Below are 19,974 nucleotides of genomic sequence, written 5' to 3' on the forward strand. Positions count from 1 at the left end.
GCCATCGCCAGCAGGCTGGCTCCTGCCGTTCAGCGGGGAAGGGGGATTTCAGGGCTGTGAAATCAGGCTCTCCCGGCAGTCCAGCGCCAGCTTCGCGCCACCCAGCTCACTGCGGCCGACCTCCAGGCTGAAGCCGTGCAGGCTGACGATCGCCGCGACGATCGACAGCCCCAGGCCGAAGCCGTTTTTCGGTTGCCCGCCCTCGGCGCGGTAGAAGCGCTGGAACACCGCTTCGCGTTCGGACTCCGGAATGCCGGGGCCGGAGTCGTGCACTTCGATCCGCGTGTGCCCCGCCGCGTCGACCCCGCGCAGGATCACCGTGCCGCCGGGCGGCGTGAACTTGATCGAGTTGCTCAGCAGGTTCGCCACGGCCTCGAACAGCAGCGCCCGGTCGCCGTTCAGGGGCGGCAGGGACTCGGGCATCTGCAGTTCGAAGCGCAGTTGGTCTTCCTCGGCCAACGGCAGGTAGAACTCGTGCAGCTCCTCAAGCAACTGCACCGGCTCCAGCTCGACGAACCCCGAGCGGCGCTGCCGGTCCTCCAGCTCGGAGATCCGCAGCAGGCCGCGAAAGCGCGCCATCAGCGTATCGGCCTCGGCCAGCACCAGATCCAGTTGCGCCGCCTCCTGCGAGCCTTCGCCGGCCTGTTGCTGCATCCGGTACAGCTGCGCCCGCAGGCGGGTCAGCGGGGTGCGCAGGTCGTGGGCGATGTTGTCGCACACGCCTTTGACTTCGTTCATCAGCCGCTCGATGCGCTCAAGCATGGCGTTGACGATGGCGGCGAGCATGTCCAGCTCGTCGCGACGGTTGGACAGCGGCAGGCGCCGGGTCAGGTCGCCGGCGACGATGGCCTGGGCACTGGCCTGGATCGCGCGGATCCGGCGCAGCGGCCGGCGGCGCAGCAGGTGCCAGCCGGCGATGCCCGGCAGGATGGTCAGCGACACGCCCCAGAGCAGCGCGTGCAGGATGATCCGGGTCACGGCGAACAGCGAGCCGTTGTCCCGCAGCAGGATCAACCAGCGCCCGTCGCGGGTCTGGGTCGCCACGGCGTCGCAGCTGTCGGCGGGCAGGGTCGGGTCGTCGGAGTCGGCGCAGTCGGCCAGGGTGTGGATCTTGCCGTCCAGCGGCAGGCCGTCGGGGATCTGCTGCAAGGCGCCGCCCAGGTAACGGCGGTGCGCATCGAACAGGCCATAGGCGTCGATGCCGCGGATGTCGAAGGTCATGCTCGCGGCCAGCGCGTCTTCCAGCTGCTCACCGCGAAAGTGGGAGAACAGGTGCTGGCGCTGCATCAGCGAATGCTTGGCCAGGTTGTCGAGGTAGCTCGACACCTCGAAGTACATAACCCCCATCAGGATCGCGCTCCAGGCCACGAACAGCGAACTGTAGAGCGCCAGCAGCCGGCTGCTGGAGGAACGCCAGCCGTCAGACGGGTTCGGCAATGACATAACCCGAGCCTCGCACCGTGCGGATCAGCGGGACATTGCCCGGCGGGTCGATCTTCTTGCGCAGGCGGCCGATGTGCACGTCGATCAGGTTGGTGCCGGGGTCGAAGTGATAGCCCCACACCTCTTCGAAAATCATCATGCGCGACAGGATCTGGCCGCTGTTGCGCATCAGGAACTCCAGCAGCTTGTACTCGGTGGTCAGCAGCGTCAGCACCTGTTCGGCGCGGCGGGCCTCGTGGCTGATCAGGTCCAGCTCAAGGTCCGCCACGCGCAGCGTGGTGGGTTGGGCGCCGCCGTTGTGCTGGCGGCGCAGCAGCACTTCGACCCGGGCCGCCATCTCGTCGGTGGCGAAGGGTTTGGTCAGGTAGTCGTCGCCGCCGGCCCGCAGCCCGCGCACCCGCTCATCGACGTCGGAGAGGGCGCTGATCATCAGGATCGGCGTGGCCACGCCCATGGTGCGCAGGGTGGTGACGATGGCCAGGCCGTCGAGCTCGGGCAGCATGCGGTCCAGGGTGATCAGGTCGTAATGGCCGTTGACGGCGCGTTCCAGGCCTTCGCGGCCGTTGTCGACCCAATCCACGTCGAGCCCGTGGCTGCTCAGTTCGGCGACGATCTCCCGGGCGGTCACGGCGTCGTCTTCGATGGTCAGGATGCGAGTCATGAGGGGCCTGCTGATCGGTTCAAACGGAATGGCTGCATTTTGCCAACATTTATCGGTGACGCTTTAAATTAACTTTCATGTTGTAGCCGCCAATGAGCGAAACCGGAAATCCCATTCACTGCCAACATTGATATCATCTGGCCATAATTTCAATCGGAAGGGACACCGTGGCCACCATGATCGGCAGAGGCTGGATACCGTTGACAGGGGTGTTGCTGGCGCTGGCTTGCGCGTCGGCATCGGCGGCCAACACACCGTGCTCGGGCAAGAAGGGCGGGATCGCCCGGTGCGACGGGGACCTGTTCCTGTGCAACGACGGTTCCATCAGCGGTTCGAAGAAAAGCTGCGCGGCGATGTTCGGCGATCGGCGCGCGGCAAGACCGCAGACGCTGCTGCAAAGCGACGACGGCTGCGCCTGCGGCACCGGCTCGTTCTGCACCGGGCCGCGCGGCGGGGTCTACTGCCTGACGCCGAGCGGCAACAAGAGCTATCGGCGCAAGTGACCTTCCCCCGGGCCAATGCATAACGCCCGCTGCGACCGTCCGGTCGTTGCAAAGTGCATGGCCGATGCATATCGGCGAATTACAGCCCATTGAAAAACAACGATTTATTCAAAGTCGTGGTCTGGCACGGTCGGTGCAATTGGTCTGATGACGAGTTGTAACACCATCTTTCATGCCGGGAGCGCCACAACAATGAATAGATCCTCCGATGGGTTTTATCCTGACTTTGAAGCCGGGGCGGGCACTGTCTCGGGCGTGTCTTGGGGCGCCATCTTCGCCGGTGCGGCGGCGGCTGCTGCCTTGTCGACGATCCTGGTGCTGCTGGGCATCGGCCTGGGGTTTTCGGCGGTTTCTCCATGGGCCGGGGAGGGCGTCAGCGCCAAGGGCCTGGGCATCTCCGCCATTGTCTGGCTGGCGGCGACGCAGATTGTCGCCTCAGGCCTGGGCGGCTACATCGCCGGGCGCTTGCGGGTGAAGTGGGCCGCCCTGCACGGTGACGAAGTGTACTTTCGCGACACCGCCCACGGCTTCCTGGCCTGGTGCGTGGCGACGCTGGTCACCGCGACCCTGGTCGCCGGCTCGGTCAGCGGCGTGGTCGGCGGCGGCCTTCAGGCCGGAGCCCAAGCGGTCGGCGGTGCAGCCGGCAGCCTGACGCAGGCGGCGGGCACCGACACCGACCGGTACGGTTACTTCGTCGACAGCCTGTTCCGCGACGGGCGTCCCGCCGCCGTGAGCGACGATGCCGTGCGCGGCGACGTGACCCGGATCTTTGCCCAGAGCCTGGCCAACGGTCAGCTCAGCGCCGAGGACCGTACCTACCTCGCCCAGTTGGTCGCGCAGCGCACCGACCTGACCCAGGCCGACGCCGAACGCCGGGTCGACGACGTGTACGCCCGCACCCAGAAAGCCATCGCCGACGCCAAGCTCAAGGCCCAGCAAGCGGCCGACGCCGCCGCCAAAGCGGCCGCCTGGACTTCGTTGTGGATGTTCGTCGCCCTGTTGGCCGGCGCGTTCTTCGCCAGCCTCGCCGCCACGTTCGGCGGTCGCCGCCGGGATGCGGTCGAGTATGTCGAGGTCGAGACCTACGCCGCCGTCAGCGTTCCCCCTGTCCGTTAACCGAGGAGTTTGGCCATGCGCTCACTACTGCTGTTTTTCCTTGGCGTGCCGATCCCGATCATCATCCTGATCGCCCTGTTCGTGCACTGAAGCCTCGTTCCCCTCAGGCCTGCCTGTCCCGGTCGTCGGATCGACCCCGGGCAGCAGGCCTTTCACTGGCCTGGATCAATATTCCCTCTCGCGGTATCCCCTACCGTAAAACTTCCACGCCCTTGCCGCTGGATCGACTACATTGCTTGCGCGCGCACTGTTGTTGCGCTGACGCAGGACCGCTGCCTGCCCGATAGAGAGACAAATCCCACGGGCCGGCAAAGGTGTAGTGCAGCAAGGAGCTGACGCAACCTCACCTGAACTTTTCACGGATGATTCGCAATGCACTGCCAAGAAAGAACCTTTGATATCCAGCCGTTGGCGCAGGCGGATATGACTGTCCACATCAACGGCCAACCCGTCACCGCCGCCATCGGCGAAACCGTCCTCAGCGTCATTCAGTCCCTGGGCGTGCGCCAGGTCGCGCGCAACGACCACAACCAGATCAGCGGGGCCTACTGCGGCATGGGCGTGTGCCAGTGCTGCCTGGTGAAGATCAACGGGCGGCACAAGCGCCGCGCCTGCCAGACCGTGGTGCGCGAGGGCATGCGCATCGAGACCCAGGTCAACCGCATCCACGGGCAGGAGGTCGTATGAGCCAGCATCCGGTCATCGTCGGCGGCGGTCCGGCGGGCATGGCGGCGGCCACCGAACTGGCCCGCCATGGTGTGCGCTGCATCCTGCTCGAAGAGGCTTCGCGGCTGGGCGGCGTGGTCTATCGCGGACCTCTGCGCGACGGCGTGCAGCTGGACTACCTGGGGCCGCGCTATTCCGAGGTGCTGGGCAAACTGCACGGCGAATTCCGCGAGCAGGCCGGGCTGATCGACGTGCGCCTCAACCACCGGGTGGTCGGCGCCGAGGGCACGCGTTCGCTGGTGGTGCTGGACGGCGACGAGCGCCTGCACGAGATCGCCTATCCGCAACTGCTGCTGGCGGCCGGCTGCCATGAGCGCAGCGTGCCGTTCCCCGGCTGGACGCTGCCGGGCGTGATCATGCTCGGCGGCCTGCAATTGCAGATCAAGAGCGGCGTGGTCAAGCCGCAAGGGCCTGTGGTGATCACCGGCACCGGGCCGCTGCTGCCGTTGGTGGCGTGCCAGTTGCACGCCTCCGGCGTCAGCGTAGCGGGCGTCTACGAGGCCTGCGCGTTCGGCAAGATCGCCCGGGAAAGCCTGGCGCTGCTGAACAAGCCGCAGCTGTTCCTTGACGGCGTGAGCATGCTGGCCTACCTCAAGCTGCACGGCATTCCGATGAACTACGGCTGGGGCGTGGTCAAGGCCCATGGCGAAGGCGAACTGAAGAGCGTCAGCGTGGCGCCGTACTCGGCGACCTGGGAGCCGGACATGAGCCGCGCCGAGCGTATCGAGGCCAAGACCCTGGCGGTCGGCTACGGCTTCATCCCGCGCACCCAACTGAGCCAACAGATGGGCCTGGACCACGGCTTCAGCGACGACGGCTACCTGCGCGCCAACGCCGATGTCTGGCAGCAGAGCAGCGAGTCCCACGTGCACCTGGCCGGCGACATGGGCGGCATCCGCGGCGGCGAGGCGGCGATGCTCACCGGCAAGATCGCCGCGACCTCGATCCTGTTGCAGCGGGGCGTGCTGGAAGAAGAACTGGCGCGGGTGCGGCGCGACCGCTACCTGGGCAAGCTCAAGGCCATCGTGCGCTTCCGTGCGGCGGTGGACCGCTACACCGAACGCGGCGTCGGCCAGACCGCGTTGCCGGCGGCGGACACGGTGATCTGCCGCTGCGAGCACGCGACCCGCGCCGACATCGACCGGGCGCTGGAGCAGGGCGTGCAGGACATCGCCAGCCTGAAGATGCGCACCCGCGTGAGCATGGGCGACTGCCAGGGGCGGATGTGCGTCGGCTATTGCAGCGACCGTCTGCGCCAGGCCACCGGCCGCCGCGATGTGGGCTGGCTGCGGCCGCGTTTCCCGATCGATCCGATTCCTTTTTCCGCGTTCCAGTCCCTCGGCACGGAGGCCGTTTCCCATGAGTAAGTTCTATGACGTGGTCATCGCCGGCGGTGGCGTGATCGGCGCGTCCGTCGCCTATCAGCTGTCCAAGCGCAAGAACCTGAAGATCGCCCTGATCGACGCCAAGCGCCCCGGCAACGCCACCCGCGCCTCGGCCGGCGGCCTGTGGGCCATCGGCGAGTCGGTGGGGCTGGGCTGCGGAGTGATCTTCTTTCGCATGATGTCGGCCAACCGCAAGCGCGAGACCCAGGGCGCGGCGGTGGTGGTGGACGCCAGCACGCCGCACATCCTGCCGCCGTCGTTCTTCGATTTCGCCCTGCAGTCCAACGCCCTGTACCCGGCGCTGCATCGGGAGCTGGCCGACAACCACGGGATGGATTTCAAGTTCGAGAAGACCGGCCTCAAGTTCGTCATCTACGACGACGAGGACCGGATGTACGCCGAGCACATCGTCGGCTGCATCCCGCACCTGGCCGACCAGGTGCGCTGGCTCGATCAGGCGGCCCTGCGCGAATCGGAGCCGAGCGTCAGCCATGAGGCGCGCGGGGCGCTGGAGTTTCTCTGCGACCATCAGGTCAGCCCGTTCCGCCTGGCCGACGCCTACACCGAAGGCGCCCGGCAAAACGGCGTGGACCTGTTCTTCAACACCAACGTCACCGGGGTGCTGCACCACGGCTCACGGGTGACCGGCGTGCAGACCGCCGAAGCCGGGGTGTTCCATTGCAAGACCCTGGTCAACGCCGCCGGCGCCTGGGCGGCGGACTTGAGCGAATGGGCCACCGGGGTGCGGATCCCGGTGAAACCGGTGAAAGGCCAGATCCTGCTGACCGAACGCATGCCCAAGATCCTCAACGGCTGTCTGACCACCAGCGACTGCTACGTGGCGCAGAAGGACAACGGCGAGATCCTGATCGGCAGCACCACCGAGGACAAGGGCTACGACGTGACCACCACCTGGCCGGAAATCGCCGGGCTGGTGCAAGGCGCGGTGCGCTGCCTGCCGGAACTGGCGGACATCAACCTCAAGCGCACCTGGGCCGGGCTGCGGCCGGGCTCGCCGGACGAACTGCCGATCCTCGGGCCGATGGCGGGGGTGGAGGGTTACCTCAACGCCTGCGGGCACTTCCGCACCGGGGTGCTGACCTCGGCGATCACCGGCGTGCTGCTCGACAAGCTGATCAACGATGAACCGCTGCCGCTGGACATCACCCCGTTCCTGGCGGACCGCTTCGGGGCGACACCGGTCAAGGAAGAGCGGGAGCTGGAAATGGCGTGATCCGGAAGCGGCCTGCCCTCGGCGGTGGCTGACACACCGCCATCGCCAGCAGGCTGGCTCCCACAGGGAATCTCTGGTGTTTGCAGAATCTGGGCTCACCGCAAAGCCCTGTGGGAGCTGCGGTGCGACGACTCGACTTGCCAGCGATGAGGCCGGCACAGCTGGCCTCTTCGACGGCTGACACTCCGCATGGGCCTAGGCCTTGCGCGATTGCTCTTCCAACTGATCCGACTCGAACAGCCTTGCCAGTTCCGCCCGGGCTTCCTGGGCGGTCTGCAGCACCTTGGCCGCGTCGTCGTACACCGCGTGCTGGGCTTCGAGCACCTGTTCGTCGTGGTGCTTGAAGCGCTTGATCCGCGCATCGGCCTGTTCCTGGGTCAACCCAAGCCCGACCAGGGTGCGGCGGCTCATCTCCAGGCTGGAGTAATACGTCTCGCGCACCGCTTCGGCCCCCACATCCACCAGCCGGTGCACGTGCTGACGGTTACGCGCCCGGGCGATGATCTTCATGTGCGGGTAGAGCTTGCGCACGACCTCGGCGGTCTTGATGTTGGTCTCCGGATCGTCGGTGGCGATCACGAAGTATTCCGCATCGCCGACCTTGGCCGCGCTGAGGATTTCCGGACGCATCGGGTCGCCGTAGAACACCGGCACGCCGCCGAAGCTGCGCGACAGCTCGATGGTTTCCACCGAGGTGTCCAGGGCCACGAACTTGATGTTCTGCGCCCGCAGGATCCGCGCCACGATCTGGCCCATCCGGCCCATGCCGGCGATCACCACCCGCGGGGTGTCGGTGTCGATCTGGCGGAATTTCTCCGGCACTTCCACCGGCTGCACCTTGGGGCTGACCAGCCGCGCGCAGATCAGCATCAGCAGCGGCGTGAGCGCCATCGACAAGGTGATGGTCAGCACCAGCAGGTCGTACAGGCGCGGTTCGAACAGGCCCTGGTCGCGGCCGATCTTGAACACCACGAACGCGAATTCACCGCCGGCCGCCAGCACGATGCCCAGGCGCACGGCACTGATCTTGCTCAGCCCGCCGGCCAGCCGCCCGACCACGAACAGCAGCGGCAGCTTCAGGGCGATCAACAGCAGCGTCAGCCCCACCACGGTGACCGGCGCGCTCAGCAGCAGGCTGAGGTTGGCGCCCATGCCGACGCTGATGAAGAACAGGCCCAGCAGCAAGCCCTTGAACGGTTCGATCTGCGCTTCCAGCTCATGGCGGTATTCCGAGTCCGCCAGCAGCAGACCGGCGAGGAACGCCCCCAGCGCCATCGACACGCCCACCAGATCCATCAGCCACGCCGTGCCGATCACCACCAGCAGTGCGGTGGCGGTGGAGACCTCCGGCAGCCCGGTCTTGGCCACCACGCGAAACACCGGACGCAGCAGATAGCGCCCGCCGATCACCACCACGGCGATGCTGCCTAGCACCTGCAGGCTATGGCGCACATCGTCGGCGCCGCTGGTGTGGTGATCGACGCCGGCCAGCATCGGCACCAGCGCGATCAGCGGGATCGCGGCGATGTCCTGGAACAGCAGGATCGCGAACGCCAGCCGCCCATGGGGGCTGGTCAGTTCCTTGCGCTCGGCCAGGCTCTGCAGGCCGAACGCCGTGGACGACAACGCCAGGCCCAAGCCCAGCACAATGGCGCTGTTGAGCGTTTGGCCGAACACCGACAACGCCACCACGCCGATCACCGAACCGGTCAGCAGCACCTGGGCCAGGCCCACGCCGAACACCGATTTGCGCATTACCCACAAACGTCGCGGCGACAGTTCCAGGCCGATGATGAACAACAGCAGCACCACGCCCAGTTCGGAAATGTGGCTGACGCTCTGCGGATTGCCGATCAGGCCCAGCACCGATGGGCCGATGATCACCCCGGCGAACAGATAGCCGAGCACCGCGCCCAACTGCAGGCGCTTGGCCAACGGCACGGTGAGCACGGCGGCGAAGAGAAAGACGACGGCGGCTTGCAACAGGTTGCCTTCATGGGGCATGGCACAACTCCAGAACTCGGTACGGCGGGGGAGCAAGGATAAAGGCTCATCCCGCGACGTACCACCGGCGCTGGCCTGGGGCGACTGTCCCTCGGATCACTGTGGAGGGCCAGCCTGCTGGCGATGGCGGTGTGTCAGGCACCTTCGATGTCGGCTGAACTGGCCTCATCGCTGGCAAGCCAGCTCCCACAGGCATCTCGGGTGTTCGCAGGACTCATGTACACCACAAGGGAGAGGTGGCATCCGAAAGCGTTTACTTATGTAAAGTTAGACTTTGGTCTTAGGTTAATTCAGTTGAAAAGTTACCGAGTAGTTACTCGAAAACAGCAGGCAGTGTTCTTGAGGCTTTTTATTGATTCAAGTCACATAATGATCAAGTCCCCGGCCCGTGGGCGGCTGATTCGTTAAAGTCGACTTGAATCTGGAACGATGGTTTCAGGTTTTATTAGTGTACTGGATAGTTCATATGTGCCCCGGCTGTTAAACTTTCGTTGCAATGATTGACAAAGCGTTTGTCCTGACTCTACTATTTTTCCCGCATCACAAAGTACTAACGGCAATTATAAGAAACCGCCGGAAGTCACCCGAGATTCAACCCGTCGGAACCACGACTTCAGGAGAGGTGGGTTCCGGTCATTCGCTTGTGTTGTCATGACATTTGCCAAGTGTGCAGAGCACGTCGTGAAGCCGCATCCAGGACGGATGGGCAGACAAGCGATCTTCAGTGAAGTTTTCATAGGGACTTGAAACCTTGTACTCGCATTCCGTCAGCCCGCCTTGTATGCGGACATCATCTATTCGATCCATGATCCGCCCGTCAGCGGGGCTGCGTCGGCCTCACGCGGTTGCCGGGTCATCTGCTTGCCCAGCGCATGCCCGTCGCCCGCAGCGTTCCGCTGAACGGTCGACGTCGGCAAACACCTCCCGTCTGCGGCCGGCCCTTGCGTGCCCGGCGCTTTCGCAGCGACATTCAAATGAAGTTTTCACAAGGAGTTGAAACTTTGAACTTTGAATTGATCGATCCCGAATAACGACGGTTTTCGTCTGGCCGGCGGAGAACGTCTGTCATACACCTGAAAATAGAACAATGTTTTTCGCTTAATGCCGCGAAGGCAGGCGTATGCGCGTTGTTTGGAGCAATTGATGATTGCTCGTGCATTCGTTCGCCTTTGATTTGTGAAGTTGCATCTCTGTTGTTTTATGGCGCGGCCGGAAGTTCCTGCTGCGGTGAGCAAACAAGCACATTTAATGTGAAGTTTTCATAAGGACTTGAAACCGTGCACTCAGACTCCATTGGATCAGCGCGTCAGCGAACCCAGACCGATCAGATGCCGGCCGGCGCATCCAAAGGAGCAGTGCCGGACGGGGCAAACGCTCAGGCCCAGGCGTCGTCGCTGCGTATCCAGCACTACGACAGCCGCGCGGTGTACGCGCAGGATGCGGCCCCCGGCGAACGCATTTTCCTGAGCGGCCAACAGATGCTGGTGCGGCTGCTGTTCACCCAGGCCGCGCTCGACCGGGCCAACGGCCTGCGCACGGCGGGGTTCGTGAGCGGCTACCGCGGCTCGCCGCTGGGTGGTGTGGACCGGGAACTGATGAAGGCCAGCGGCGCGCTGGAGAAATCGGACATCCGCTTCCTGCCCGCGATCAACGAAGACCTGGCGGCCACCGCGCTGATCGGCACCCAGCGTGTCGAAACCGACCCGAACAAACGCTACGACGGCGTGTTCGGCATGTGGTACGGCAAAGGCCCCGGCGTCGACCGCTCCGGCGATGCGATCAAGCACGGCAACGCCTACGGCTCCTCGGCCAAGGGCGGCGTGCTGGTGGTCACCGGCGATGACCACGGCTGCGTGTCGTCGTCGCTGTCCCACCAGTCCGACCGCACCCTGATCGCCTGGGGGCTGCCGGTGATCCACCCGAACGGACTCGAAGACTACGAACGCTGCGGCCTGTGGGGCTGGGCGCTGTCACGGGCATCTGGCCTGTGGGTGGGCTTCAAGGCCATCACCGAGACGGTGGAGGCGACCACGTCGGTCGATGCGTCCCCGTTGCCTGAGTTCGTCACCCCCGAAGTCGATCCGGGGCCGGACGGCCTGCACTGGCGCTGGCCGGACCTGCCCGGCATGCAGATCGAACGGCGCATGCCCTTCAAGTTCGCGGCGGCCCGGGCTTTCGCCCTGGCCAACCCGCTCGACACCGCCGTCACGGCACCGGAACAACCGAAACTGGTCATCGGCGCGGTCGGCAAGGCCTACGGCGATGTCCGCCAGGCGCTGCAGCAGTGCGGCGTCACCCTGCAACAGCTGGAAGACGCCGGCGTGGCGCTGCTCAAGATCAGCCTGGTCTATCCGTTGTCGCCGGTGCTGGACGAGTGGGCGACGCGGGCCGACCAAGTGCTGATCATCGAAGAGAAGCAGGCCATCGTCGAAGAGCAGCTCAAGCACAAGCACTACAACACCGTGGCCGACCAGCGCGCGGTGATCATCGGCAAGACCGACGAAAACGGCCAGCCGCTGGTCTGCGATCACGAAGAGCTGCGGCCGTCGCGGATCGCGGCGATGCTCCAGCAGCGGCTGCAGGACCTGGGCATCGCGGTGCAGATGCCGACCTACTGGCTCATGCCTGCGGTGACGCGTGACCACGCCTGGATCCGGCGCACGCCTTACCTGTGTTCGGGCTGCCCGCACAACACCTCGACACTGGTGCCCAAGGGCAGCGAGGCGCGCCTCGGCATCGGTTGCCACGCCATGGCGGCGCGCATGCCCGAGCGCTCCACCAGCGGCAGCGTGCAGATGGGCGGGGAAGGGGTGGACTGGATCGGCCAGGCGCCCTTCGTCGAGACGCCGCACATCTTTCAGAACATCGGCGACGGCACCTTTTTCCATTCCGGTTTCCTGGCGATCCGCCAAGCCATCGCCGCCGGTGTGACCATCACCTACAAGCTGCTCTACAACGACGCGGTCGCCATGACCGGCGGCCAGCCGATCGACGGCAAGCTGACGGTGAAGAAGGCCGTGGAACTGGTGAAGGCCGAAGGCGCCCAGCGCATCGTCGTGGTGGCCGATGACCTGGAGCGCTACCGCGAACAGGACTGCCTGCCCGACGGCATCGAGCTGTATCACCGCGACCGGCTGGAGGACGTCCAGCTGCAGTTGCGCCAGACCCGCGGCGTCAGCGTGCTGGTGTTCGACCAGGTCTGCGCCACCGAAGGCCGCCGACGCCAGAAGCAATTGCCGGCCCCGGCGGTGAAGACCCAGGTCGTCATCAACGAAGCGGTGTGCGAAGGCTGCGGCGATTGCCAGGTCAAGTCCAACTGCCTGTCGGTGACCCCGGTGCAGACGCCGTTCGGCACCAAGCGCCGCATCGACCCGCATTCCTGCAACACTGACCTGTCGTGCATCAAGGGCTTCTGCCCAAGCTTCGTGACGGTGACCGGCAAGCCGCGGGCACAGCGGCGCCGGGTGGCCGACAGCGCCCAGGTGCTGGCGCGGGCCGCGGCATTGGCGGCGCCGCTGCCGTCCCGTTCGCTCGACACCCCTTACGAAATGCTCCTGGTGGGCATCGGCGGCACCGGGATCGTCACGGTGGCGCGCACCATCGCCCTGGCCGCCCACCTGGACGGCCGCGCGGTCAGCGTGCTCGACTTCACCGGCTTCGCCCAGAAGGGCGGCGCCGTGCTGAGCCACATCCGTCTGGCCAACCAGGCGCAGACCCTGCACCAGCACCGCATCGACATCGGCGGCGCCGACCTGCTGCTGGCCGCCGACCTGGTCGTGGCCAGTGAGGACGATGCGCTGGCCACGCTGCGGCCGGAAAAGACCGTGGTGATCGCCAACAGCGCGCAGACCCAGACCGGCGCGATGCTGCGCAGCACCGACCTGCGCATCGAGACCCAGGCGATCGTCGACCTGCTCAAGCAAAAGGTCGGCGCGGACAACTACCACAGCCTGGATGCCGGGCAACTGGCGGACACCCTGGTCGACCCGATGCAGGCCAACATGCTGATGCTGGGCTACGCCTGGCAGCGCGGCACGGTGCCGGTGTCGCAGGTAGCGCTGAACAAGGCCATCGACCTGGCGGGCAGCGCCGCCGCCAACCACCTGGCCTTTGCCTGGGGCCGGCTGCTGGCGCAGGACGCCGCGTTCGTCGCGCCTTACCTCGACCCGAGCGCTACCGCAGGCGAGGCCGTGAAGACCATCGCGCTGCACGACATCAGCGCTGCGTCCAACCCCCGTGACAGCCTTGTCCGGTTGATCGAGCGCAACAGCGAATACCTGACGCACTACCAGAACGCAGACTACGCCGCCCGTTACCGCCGCGTGGTGAACATCGTGCGCGCCGCGCCGTCCGTCGGCGACGGCAGCGCGCTGACCGAAGCGGTCGCCCGTAACCTGTTCAAGCTGATGGCCTACAAGGACGAATACGAAGTGGCGCGGCTGCTGACCTCTGACCGTTTCCTGCAATCCCTGGCCAGCCGCTTCGAAGGCCGCACCCGTTTGACCTTCCACTTCGCCTTGCCGTGGCTGCGCGACAAACAGAAGAAGACCGAGTTCTCCGGCTGGGTGTTGCCGTTCCTGAAGATCCTGGCCAAGGGCCGCGTCCTGCGCCATACCCGGTTCGACCCGCTGGGCTGGTCCGCCGAGCGGCGCGAGGAACGGCGCCTGATCCAGGACTATGAAGCCATGCTGCAGCGCCTGCTGCCCGAACTGACCCAGGAGAACCTGCCGCAGTTCATCGCCTGGGCCAACCTGCCGGATTCGATCCGTGGCTACGGCCACGTCAAGGAACGCTCGATCGCCGCTGCGCGCCTGCGCGAGAAGGCGCTCATCGAACAGATCCTGCTGGGCCAGCACCCCGTCCCGATCCACCGCGAAGCCGCCGGCGTCGAGTCGTGGGTGCCGCCCGCGATCCATGCCGCGCCTTCCAGCAACGAAGCCGAACGCGATGTGATGGAAGCGTCGTGATTGCCGGGGGGGCTGCCGGCCCCCTTACCGAAAGAGAGCAGGCCCATAACCTCTTCAAGGATGAGTTGACCGATATGAACAACGACACCATTGCACCCGACCTGCTGCACAAGGGCTCGGCGGACGACGTTCTGATCTGCGCGCCGAAAATCGCGCTGCCGCTGCACCTGGACGAAGCGACCCTGGCGGCCGCTGCGCACAACCCGCTCTCGCGCCGCTTCGGTGCAGGCACCGACGGCCAGGCCGCCTTCGGCGTGGCCCCCGAGCTCATGAAGCGAAACCGCTTGGGCGCGGCGTTCGCCGAAGGCGGCGAGGCGCAGAACGAGTGGGAACGGGTGAGGGCGCTGCCTTACCAGATCGTCGCCCCGCAGGGCGCCCTGGAGGGCGACGACCCTGAGCAGGCCGTGGCGCAGCTGTGCGAAGCGATCCCGGCCATCCGCCGCTCCAGTTCGTTCCGTTTCATCAACAACGCCGACAACTACTTCTTCTACCGCAAGTCCCACGAGCACGTGCCCGGCACGATGTTCATCGAGGCGGCGCGCCAAGCGGTCTATCACCACCTCTACCACCACACCGGCCATGCACGGGGTGATGTCACCGTCAGCGTCAACGAGCTGAACGCGAGTTTCTTCGCCTACGCCGAGCTGATGTACCCCATCGAGCTGGTGGTCGACAACATGACCCCGACCGACGCCGAATCGCCGAAGAAGATCTTCTTCCGGGTCTCGTTCTATCAGCGCCAGACCCTGTTCGCCACGATCGACACCAAGGCGACCGTCATCGACATGCGCCTGTTCGAGAAGACCCGCAACATCTTCATCCACGCCAGCGATTGGTTCACGCCGATCCACCAGTCGAAGCTGACCTGCACCCTCAGCGACAGCCAGGGCCGCAAGGCCGACGTGCTGCTGGTGGGCCTGGGCAAGGACGGCTGCGTGACGACGACGCCGGAGGTCGGGTTCATCGATGCCGTCACGCTGCACCTCGGCTACGAGGGCAAGTTCGAGTTCTCCAGCGCCGTGCGCAGCGTCGGCGAGGGCAAGTACACCTCGTGGGAATTCCCGACGTTGGGCTTCAACGACCTGCAGGTCCTCAGCGACATGATCAAGCGCGGCTTCGTTCACCTGGACGAGGCAGCCCTCGGGGCGCTGAGGCAATGACCGTGACCACCGGCAAACCGATGCCCGCCACCGTGGCCCTGCATTTCGGCGCGCAGGCGGTCGCGAAGAATCGACTGTACTTTTCGTCGCTGGGCATGGACCTGTGCGACGGGAACGGCTTTCCCCGGCCGGAATTCTTCAAGGTCTACCAGTCGCTGATGGACGGCGGCAGCGGCTTCGGTTTCCTGGGCAACGCCAGCGTGGACGCCGAGGCGCGCTACAACGGCCGTGGCCTGCGGCTGACGTCGCCGGCCCACGCCGAGGCCCTGCGCCCGCTGTTCGAGGCGGCCCGCCAGCGCGACTTTCCGCTGGGCGTGCAGCTGCAGCACTACGGACCGCAGGCGTTGCCGTCGGCGCAGGGCGAGATCCTGACGCCCAGCGGCATCGCGTCCCCCGCCATCCTCAAGGCGTTTCCCGAGGCGCGGGCGGTGGCGATGACGCACACGCAGATCCTGCGCTGCATCGACCAGTTCGCCGCCGCTGCGCTGCACGCCCAGCAGGCCGGCGCCGCGCTGATCCAGATCCAGGCCTCGAACGGTTACCTGGTCAGCAGCTTCCTGTCGCCCCGCACCAACCGCCGCGAGGACGAGTGGGGCGGCAGCCCGCTCAAGCGCGCCCGGCTGCTGCTGGCCATCGTCGACGGCATCCGCCGGGCCACCGGCGACCGGGTGCCGGTCACCGTCCGCCTGGGCATCGACGACGGCCTGGGCGAGGAAGGGCAGCAGGCCGTGCTGCTGGGCGATGTGGTGGTCGCCTTGGAGGCCGCCGGGGTGGCGGCCATTACCTGTTCCACCGGCGTCAGCGAGACCTTTCCGTTCTTCTTCAAGAACAAGGACAAGGCGCTGGCGATGTCTCGCGAAGGCTGCCGCTACCTCAAGGGGTTCGTGCGCATCCCGATGGGCTTCACCGGCTCGGTCAGCGGCGTGGCCCAGGCCAACGAAATCATCGGCTGCGGCGACGCCGACTTCATCGGGTTCGGCCGCGCCATGCTGGCCGACAACCGCTTCGTCGCCAAGGAACTGGCCGGCCGCGACGCCGAGGTCACGCGCTGCCGGGGCGATGCGTTTTGCTTTCGCGACAAAAAGGATCCCATGGCCGAGCGGGTGTACTGCTGCGTCAACCCGGATTACCGGCGGCCGGAAAAACTGCAATTGCACTATGAGGAAAGCCTGAAATGAACTTCACCGGAAAAATCGCCCTGGTTGTCGGCGGCACCCGCGGCATCGGTTTCGACGTCAGCCAGAAACTCGTCGAAGCCGGCTGCATCTGCTACATCACCGGCCGCAACGAGGACGACGGCCTGACCGCGCAAAGCCGCCTGGGCGACAACTGCACCTTCATCAAGAGCGACGTCACCGACGAAGCCTCCGTGGCCGAGCTGTTCCGCGTCATCCACGACCGGCACGGGCGGCTGGACCTGGCGGTGAACAACGCCGGCGTGACCTCCAAGCATGCGCCGATCCGCGAGATGGACTTCGCCGACTGGAAACGCGTGCTGGAGATCAACCTGCTGGGCCCGCTGCTGCTGCTCAAGCACGAGACCAACCTGATCTCGAAACACGCCGGCGGCGCGATCGTCAACGTATCGTCCTGCGCCGGCCTGCTCGGCGTGGCCAAGCAAAGCGCCTACTCCACCAGCAAGGCCGCCCTGAACATGCTGACCCAGGTGTGCGCCATCGAGTCCGCCGAGGAATCCCTTCCGGAGCGCCATTCGGTGCGCGTCAACGCGGTGTGCCCCGGCCCGACCATGGGCGGCATGAACTCGGAAGAGCGCCTGAAGGCCAACCCCGAATCCACCAAGCACAAACTGCAGGTCACGGTGATGAAACGGTTCGCCGCCGCCAGCGAGATTTCCGCCGCGATCCTGTGGCTGCTCAGCGACTCGGCCTCGTTCGTCACCGGCACTGTGATGCCGGTGGACGGCGGTTTCTCGGCCGGGAAATTCTGATGGGCCGGCCAGAGCGCGACCCGGCCCGGACGCCGGGCAAGCGGGTGTTCATCACCGGCGTGAGCAGCGGCATCGGCGAGGCGCTGGTGGAGCGGCTCCTGCAGGACGGCTGCACCGTCTTCGGCACCGCCCGGCGCGAACCGTACCGGTTCATGAACCACCCGAATTTCCGGTTCCGACCGTTCGACCTCTCAAAGACCGGCGACATCGGCGAGCTGTTCAAGGGGCCGTTCGCCGAGATCCTGAGCCAGGGCGTCGACGTGCTGTTCCTCAACGCCGGCGTCAGCGGCAACGTGCCGGCTCGCGCCGAGGCGTTTTCGCTGGAGGACGTGCAGCACGTGCTCAACGTCAACGTGCTGGCGAACAAGGCCATTCTGGACCTGGTCCTGGCTTCGCCCCATCGGCCGGCCACCTGCGTGCTGTCGGCGTCGATGGCGGGGGTTCGCTTCCGTGCGGGCACGCTGACCTACAGCCTGTCGAAGGCGGCGCTCAAGGCGCTGGGCGGTGTCTATGCGCAAGAGAACCCGGAGATCTTCTTCGCCGTGCTGGGCCTGTGCAACGTCAACACCGGGCTGTCCCGGCAGGTGAGCTTCAGCGAGCGGACGGCGCAGTTTCCGGAGCTGCTGTCCCTGCAGCAACGGGCCCTGGTGCCCGGTTACATGGTCTCCGCCGCCCAGCGCGCCGAGGACATCCGCAACGTGATCGCCGCGCCCGCCGACTACGGGGTGAAGAGCGGCGAGTTCGTCGACATGCGCACGGTGCTGGCCCATCACGAGAAAACCCGGGAACCGTTGCCCCAAGCCTGACGAACCCCTGAACGCGCACCCCCAATAAAGGAATGTTGGAATGCTGAACACCGTCAAAACCCTCGTCGAAGCCGTCGTGCGGCAACAGGACCTGCTGCTGCCCGAGCCCATCGATCTGTCCCGGGGCGAGGACAGCCCGCTGTATGGCATCGAAGGCACCATCGACTCCATGACCCTGGTGTCGATCATCGTCGACACCGAAGAGCAGATCCGCAGCCGGTTCGGCGTCGAGGTCCACCTCGCCGACACCTCCGACCTGCCGCCGACCGCCACGCCGTTCGCCACGCTCGGCACGCTGGCCGCCTACGTCATGAGCCGCCTGTCGCCTGCGCTTGAAGCCCAGGCGAGCTGATCCGGCGACCGCACTTTTATCGAGAGGTGGATATGCAAGTTGTCGAGTTTCTGAATCACCTGAAAGACGGCGCGGACAAGCCGGCCATCGTCAGCGACGAGGGCCGTTTCTCCTACGCCCAACTGCATGAGCGGATCCACGCCTATGGCGAGGAACTCGCGTCCCGCGGCCTCAGCGACGCTTGCGTCCTGCTGGTGGACAACTACAGCTTCGACAGCGTCTGCATGCTGTTCGCGCTGTGGCTGCGCAACAACGTGGTCGCGCTGTCGGTGCCCAAGGCCGACGAGCAGTTGGCGCACCTGGCCGAAGCGTCGGGCGCGCGGTTTACCGTGACGGGCAGCGGTTCCCAAGGCTTCGCGTTCGCGGCCCATGAAGCGCGTGCGCTGCCGGCGACCGTCGAAGGTCTGCTGTCGCGCCGCGAGGCCGGTTTCATCGTGTTTTCGTCGGGCTCCACCGGGCCCGCCAAAGGCGTGGTGCACGGCGTGGCGCCGTTCTTCGACCGCTACATGAATGCCGAGCGGTGCGGCGCCATCCTGGCGTTCCTGCTGTTCGACCACATCGGCGGGCTGGTCACCGTGCTGCAGGCGCTGGCGACCCACGGCACCCTGGTGCTGCCGAAGGAGCGTTCGCCCCAGGAGGTCGGCCGCTGCGTCGAGGCGTTCCAGGTGCAGACGCTGCACGTGTCGCCGACGCTGCTCAACCTGGCGACGATTACCGGCGTGTTCCAGAAGTGGGACACCCGCAGCCTGCAACGCATCTACTTCGGTTCCGAGCCGAGCTCCCCCGACGCCATCCAGCGCATCGCCAACCTGCTGCCGGACGTGAAACTGCGCCAGCTCTACGGCATGTCGGAAATCGGCGTGCTGCCGTGCGACGTCAAGGCCGGCGACAGCGCCTGGATGAAGATCGAGGATCCGGCCTACCGCCTGCGGGTCGTCGACGGGATCCTGCAGGTGCGCGGGCCGACCAACATGCTCGGTTACCTGACCGGCCCCGGCGACCTGACGGACGACGGCTACCTGATCACCCACGACCTGACGGATGAGCACGAGGGCTTTTTCCGGGTCTCCGGGCGGGCGGTGGACGTGATTAACGTCGGCGGCAAGAAGGTGTTCCCGGCGCACGTCGAGAGCGTGCTGATGGGCGTCGACAACGTGTCTGACGTGGTCGTGTACGGCCAGCCCAACCCGTTGCTCGGCCAGATCGTCGCGGCGCGCTTCACCTTGCTGGCGCCCCAGGCGCTGGAGGACTTCAAGGCCGTGCTGTACGCCAAGATCCGCGGCGTGCTGGCGCCGGAACAATTGCCCAGGGTGGTGTCCGTCAGCGATACGCCGCTGATCACCAGCCGTTTCAAGAAAATGCGCCATCCCGGCGTCCTCAGCGGGTCGTGAGCCCCGATTGCCATCAAACGATAAGGAAATGACACATGGCTGACATGGAAAAAATGCGCGCAAGCATCGCCGACATCCTGTCCATCCCCCTGGACGAACTGAAGGGCGACACCTTGCTGGAAAGCAGCGACTTCTGGGACTCGATGGCGCGCATCTCGATTGTGGCGCTGGTGTTCGAAACCACCGGCACGACCATCTCCGGCGAAGAGATCGAAGGCGTGGCGACGGTGCAGGACATCTTCGACCTGGCCGCCGGGAAAGTGAAAGGAGTGGCCTGA

16 protein-coding genes are annotated in these 19,974 nt (G+C 65.9%); 13 read left to right on the top strand and 3 right to left on the bottom strand.

Features of this window, described 5'->3' with window-relative positions; genetic code table 11:
- Window positions 1-48 precede the first annotated feature (48 nt).
- The gene (locus CAG29_RS17195; protein ID WP_085579944.1) at window positions 49-1,443 is read right to left on the bottom strand and encodes a HAMP domain-containing sensor histidine kinase; all 1,395 of its coding nucleotides are present in this window, start codon (window positions 1,441-1,443) and stop codon (window positions 49-51) included.
- The gene (locus CAG29_RS17200) at window positions 1,421-2,104 is read right to left on the bottom strand and encodes a response regulator transcription factor (RefSeq protein ID WP_085694859.1); all 684 of its coding nucleotides are present in this window, start codon (window positions 2,102-2,104) and stop codon (window positions 1,421-1,423) included. The genes CAG29_RS17195 and CAG29_RS17200 overlap by 23 nt, the downstream gene beginning before the upstream one ends.
- Before the next feature lie 176 nt (window positions 2,105-2,280).
- Here CAG29_RS17200 and CAG29_RS17205 point away from each other — a divergent pair, with 176 nt between their 5' ends.
- The 5 genes from CAG29_RS17205 (at window position 2,281) to hcnC (ending at window position 7,068) form a co-directional block, all read left to right on the top strand.
- Window positions 2,281-2,607 carry a hypothetical protein gene (locus CAG29_RS17205; RefSeq protein WP_085630843.1) on the top strand — a complete coding sequence of 109 codons (327 nt, stop codon included), beginning with the start codon at window positions 2,281-2,283 and terminating at the stop codon, window positions 2,605-2,607.
- A 192-nt stretch (window positions 2,608-2,799) separates the two neighbouring features.
- Window positions 2,800-3,723, top strand: coding sequence for a hypothetical protein (locus CAG29_RS17210; RefSeq protein ID WP_085579948.1), 924 nt, complete (start codon window positions 2,800-2,802; stop codon window positions 3,721-3,723).
- 372 nt (window positions 3,724-4,095) lie between these two features.
- Window positions 4,096-4,410: a (2Fe-2S)-binding protein gene (locus CAG29_RS17215; RefSeq protein WP_085579950.1), complete on the top strand. Its 315-nt coding sequence runs from the start codon at window positions 4,096-4,098 to the stop codon at window positions 4,408-4,410.
- Window positions 4,407-5,816, top strand: coding sequence for a cyanide-forming glycine dehydrogenase subunit HcnB (hcnB, locus tag CAG29_RS17220; RefSeq protein ID WP_085630477.1), 1,410 nt, complete (start codon window positions 4,407-4,409; stop codon window positions 5,814-5,816). The genes CAG29_RS17215 and hcnB overlap by 4 nt, the downstream gene beginning before the upstream one ends.
- A complete protein-coding gene (gene hcnC, locus CAG29_RS17225; RefSeq protein ID WP_085694860.1) occupies window positions 5,809-7,068 on the top strand; it encodes a cyanide-forming glycine dehydrogenase subunit HcnC in 1,260 nt (419 codons plus the stop codon). Before hcnB ends, hcnC begins: the two co-directional genes overlap by 8 nt.
- Window positions 7,069-7,263: 195 nt before the next feature.
- Here hcnC and CAG29_RS17230 read toward each other — a convergent pair whose 3' ends face one another.
- Window positions 7,264-9,072 carry a monovalent cation:proton antiporter-2 (CPA2) family protein gene (locus tag CAG29_RS17230; protein WP_085579956.1) on the bottom strand — a complete coding sequence of 603 codons (1,809 nt, stop codon included), beginning with the start codon at window positions 9,070-9,072 and terminating at the stop codon, window positions 7,264-7,266.
- A gap of 1,355 nt (window positions 9,073-10,427) precedes the next feature.
- Here CAG29_RS17230 and CAG29_RS17235 point away from each other — a divergent pair.
- From CAG29_RS17235 to CAG29_RS17270, 8 genes are all read left to right on the top strand, one after another.
- Window positions 10,428-14,039, top strand: a complete 3,612-nt coding sequence (locus CAG29_RS17235) for an indolepyruvate ferredoxin oxidoreductase family protein (protein ID WP_256575674.1) — start codon at window positions 10,428-10,430, stop codon at window positions 14,037-14,039.
- 74 nt (window positions 14,040-14,113) lie between these two features.
- The gene (locus tag CAG29_RS17240) at window positions 14,114-15,199 is read left to right on the top strand and encodes an AfsA-related hotdog domain-containing protein (protein WP_085630471.1); all 1,086 of its coding nucleotides are present in this window, start codon (window positions 14,114-14,116) and stop codon (window positions 15,197-15,199) included.
- A complete protein-coding gene (locus CAG29_RS17245; protein WP_085637571.1) occupies window positions 15,196-16,377 on the top strand; it encodes an NADH:flavin oxidoreductase in 1,182 nt (393 codons plus the stop codon). Before CAG29_RS17240 ends, CAG29_RS17245 begins: the two co-directional genes overlap by 4 nt.
- The gene (locus CAG29_RS17250; RefSeq protein ID WP_085579964.1) at window positions 16,374-17,147 is read left to right on the top strand and encodes an SDR family NAD(P)-dependent oxidoreductase; all 774 of its coding nucleotides are present in this window, start codon (window positions 16,374-16,376) and stop codon (window positions 17,145-17,147) included. Before CAG29_RS17245 ends, CAG29_RS17250 begins: the two co-directional genes overlap by 4 nt.
- Complete coding sequence (locus CAG29_RS17255; protein WP_085630467.1) at window positions 17,147-17,953, top strand: SDR family oxidoreductase; 807 nt, start codon at window positions 17,147-17,149, stop codon at window positions 17,951-17,953. Before CAG29_RS17250 ends, CAG29_RS17255 begins: the two co-directional genes overlap by 1 nt.
- A gap of 40 nt (window positions 17,954-17,993) precedes the next feature.
- The gene (locus tag CAG29_RS17260; RefSeq protein ID WP_085579968.1) at window positions 17,994-18,305 is read left to right on the top strand and encodes a hypothetical protein; all 312 of its coding nucleotides are present in this window, start codon (window positions 17,994-17,996) and stop codon (window positions 18,303-18,305) included.
- Between the two features lie 32 nt (window positions 18,306-18,337).
- Window positions 18,338-19,696 (top strand): class I adenylate-forming enzyme family protein, encoded by a 1,359-nt coding sequence (locus CAG29_RS17265; protein ID WP_085694861.1) that lies wholly within the window; start codon window positions 18,338-18,340, stop codon window positions 19,694-19,696.
- A 35-nt stretch (window positions 19,697-19,731) separates the two neighbouring features.
- Window positions 19,732-19,974 carry an acyl carrier protein gene (locus tag CAG29_RS17270; protein WP_085630463.1) on the top strand — a complete coding sequence of 81 codons (243 nt, stop codon included), beginning with the start codon at window positions 19,732-19,734 and terminating at the stop codon, window positions 19,972-19,974.

The sequence above is a fragment of the Pseudomonas sp. B7(2017) genome, assembly GCF_002112745.1.
GTDB lineage: Bacteria > Pseudomonadota > Gammaproteobacteria > Pseudomonadales > Pseudomonadaceae > Aquipseudomonas > Aquipseudomonas ekonensis.

Excerpts from the sequence above, each read along its gene's own strand:
- CAG29_RS17195 (WP_085579944.1), bottom strand. The coding sequence starts at position 1,443 with ATGTCATTGCCGAACCCGTCTGACGGCTGGCGTTCCTCCAGCAGCCGG.
- CAG29_RS17200 (WP_085694859.1), bottom strand. The coding sequence starts at position 2,104 with ATGACTCGCATCCTGACCATCGAAGACGACGCCGTGACCGCCCGGGAG.
- CAG29_RS17205 (WP_085630843.1), top strand. The coding sequence starts at position 2,281 with ATGATCGGCAGAGGCTGGATACCGTTGACAGGGGTGTTGCTGGCGCTG.
- CAG29_RS17210 (WP_085579948.1), top strand. The coding sequence starts at position 2,800 with ATGAATAGATCCTCCGATGGGTTTTATCCTGACTTTGAAGCCGGGGCG.
- CAG29_RS17215 (WP_085579950.1), top strand. The coding sequence starts at position 4,096 with ATGCACTGCCAAGAAAGAACCTTTGATATCCAGCCGTTGGCGCAGGCG.
- hcnB (WP_085630477.1), top strand. The coding sequence starts at position 4,407 with ATGAGCCAGCATCCGGTCATCGTCGGCGGCGGTCCGGCGGGCATGGCG.
- hcnC (WP_085694860.1), top strand. The coding sequence starts at position 5,809 with ATGAGTAAGTTCTATGACGTGGTCATCGCCGGCGGTGGCGTGATCGGC.
- CAG29_RS17230 (WP_085579956.1), bottom strand. The coding sequence starts at position 9,072 with ATGCCCCATGAAGGCAACCTGTTGCAAGCCGCCGTCGTCTTTCTCTTC.
- CAG29_RS17240 (WP_085630471.1), top strand. The coding sequence starts at position 14,114 with ATGAACAACGACACCATTGCACCCGACCTGCTGCACAAGGGCTCGGCG.
- CAG29_RS17245 (WP_085637571.1), top strand. The coding sequence starts at position 15,196 with ATGACCGTGACCACCGGCAAACCGATGCCCGCCACCGTGGCCCTGCAT.
- CAG29_RS17250 (WP_085579964.1), top strand. The coding sequence starts at position 16,374 with ATGAACTTCACCGGAAAAATCGCCCTGGTTGTCGGCGGCACCCGCGGC.
- CAG29_RS17255 (WP_085630467.1), top strand. The coding sequence starts at position 17,147 with ATGGGCCGGCCAGAGCGCGACCCGGCCCGGACGCCGGGCAAGCGGGTG.
- CAG29_RS17260 (WP_085579968.1), top strand. The coding sequence starts at position 17,994 with ATGCTGAACACCGTCAAAACCCTCGTCGAAGCCGTCGTGCGGCAACAG.
- CAG29_RS17265 (WP_085694861.1), top strand. The coding sequence starts at position 18,338 with ATGCAAGTTGTCGAGTTTCTGAATCACCTGAAAGACGGCGCGGACAAG.
- CAG29_RS17270 (WP_085630463.1), top strand. The coding sequence starts at position 19,732 with ATGGCTGACATGGAAAAAATGCGCGCAAGCATCGCCGACATCCTGTCC.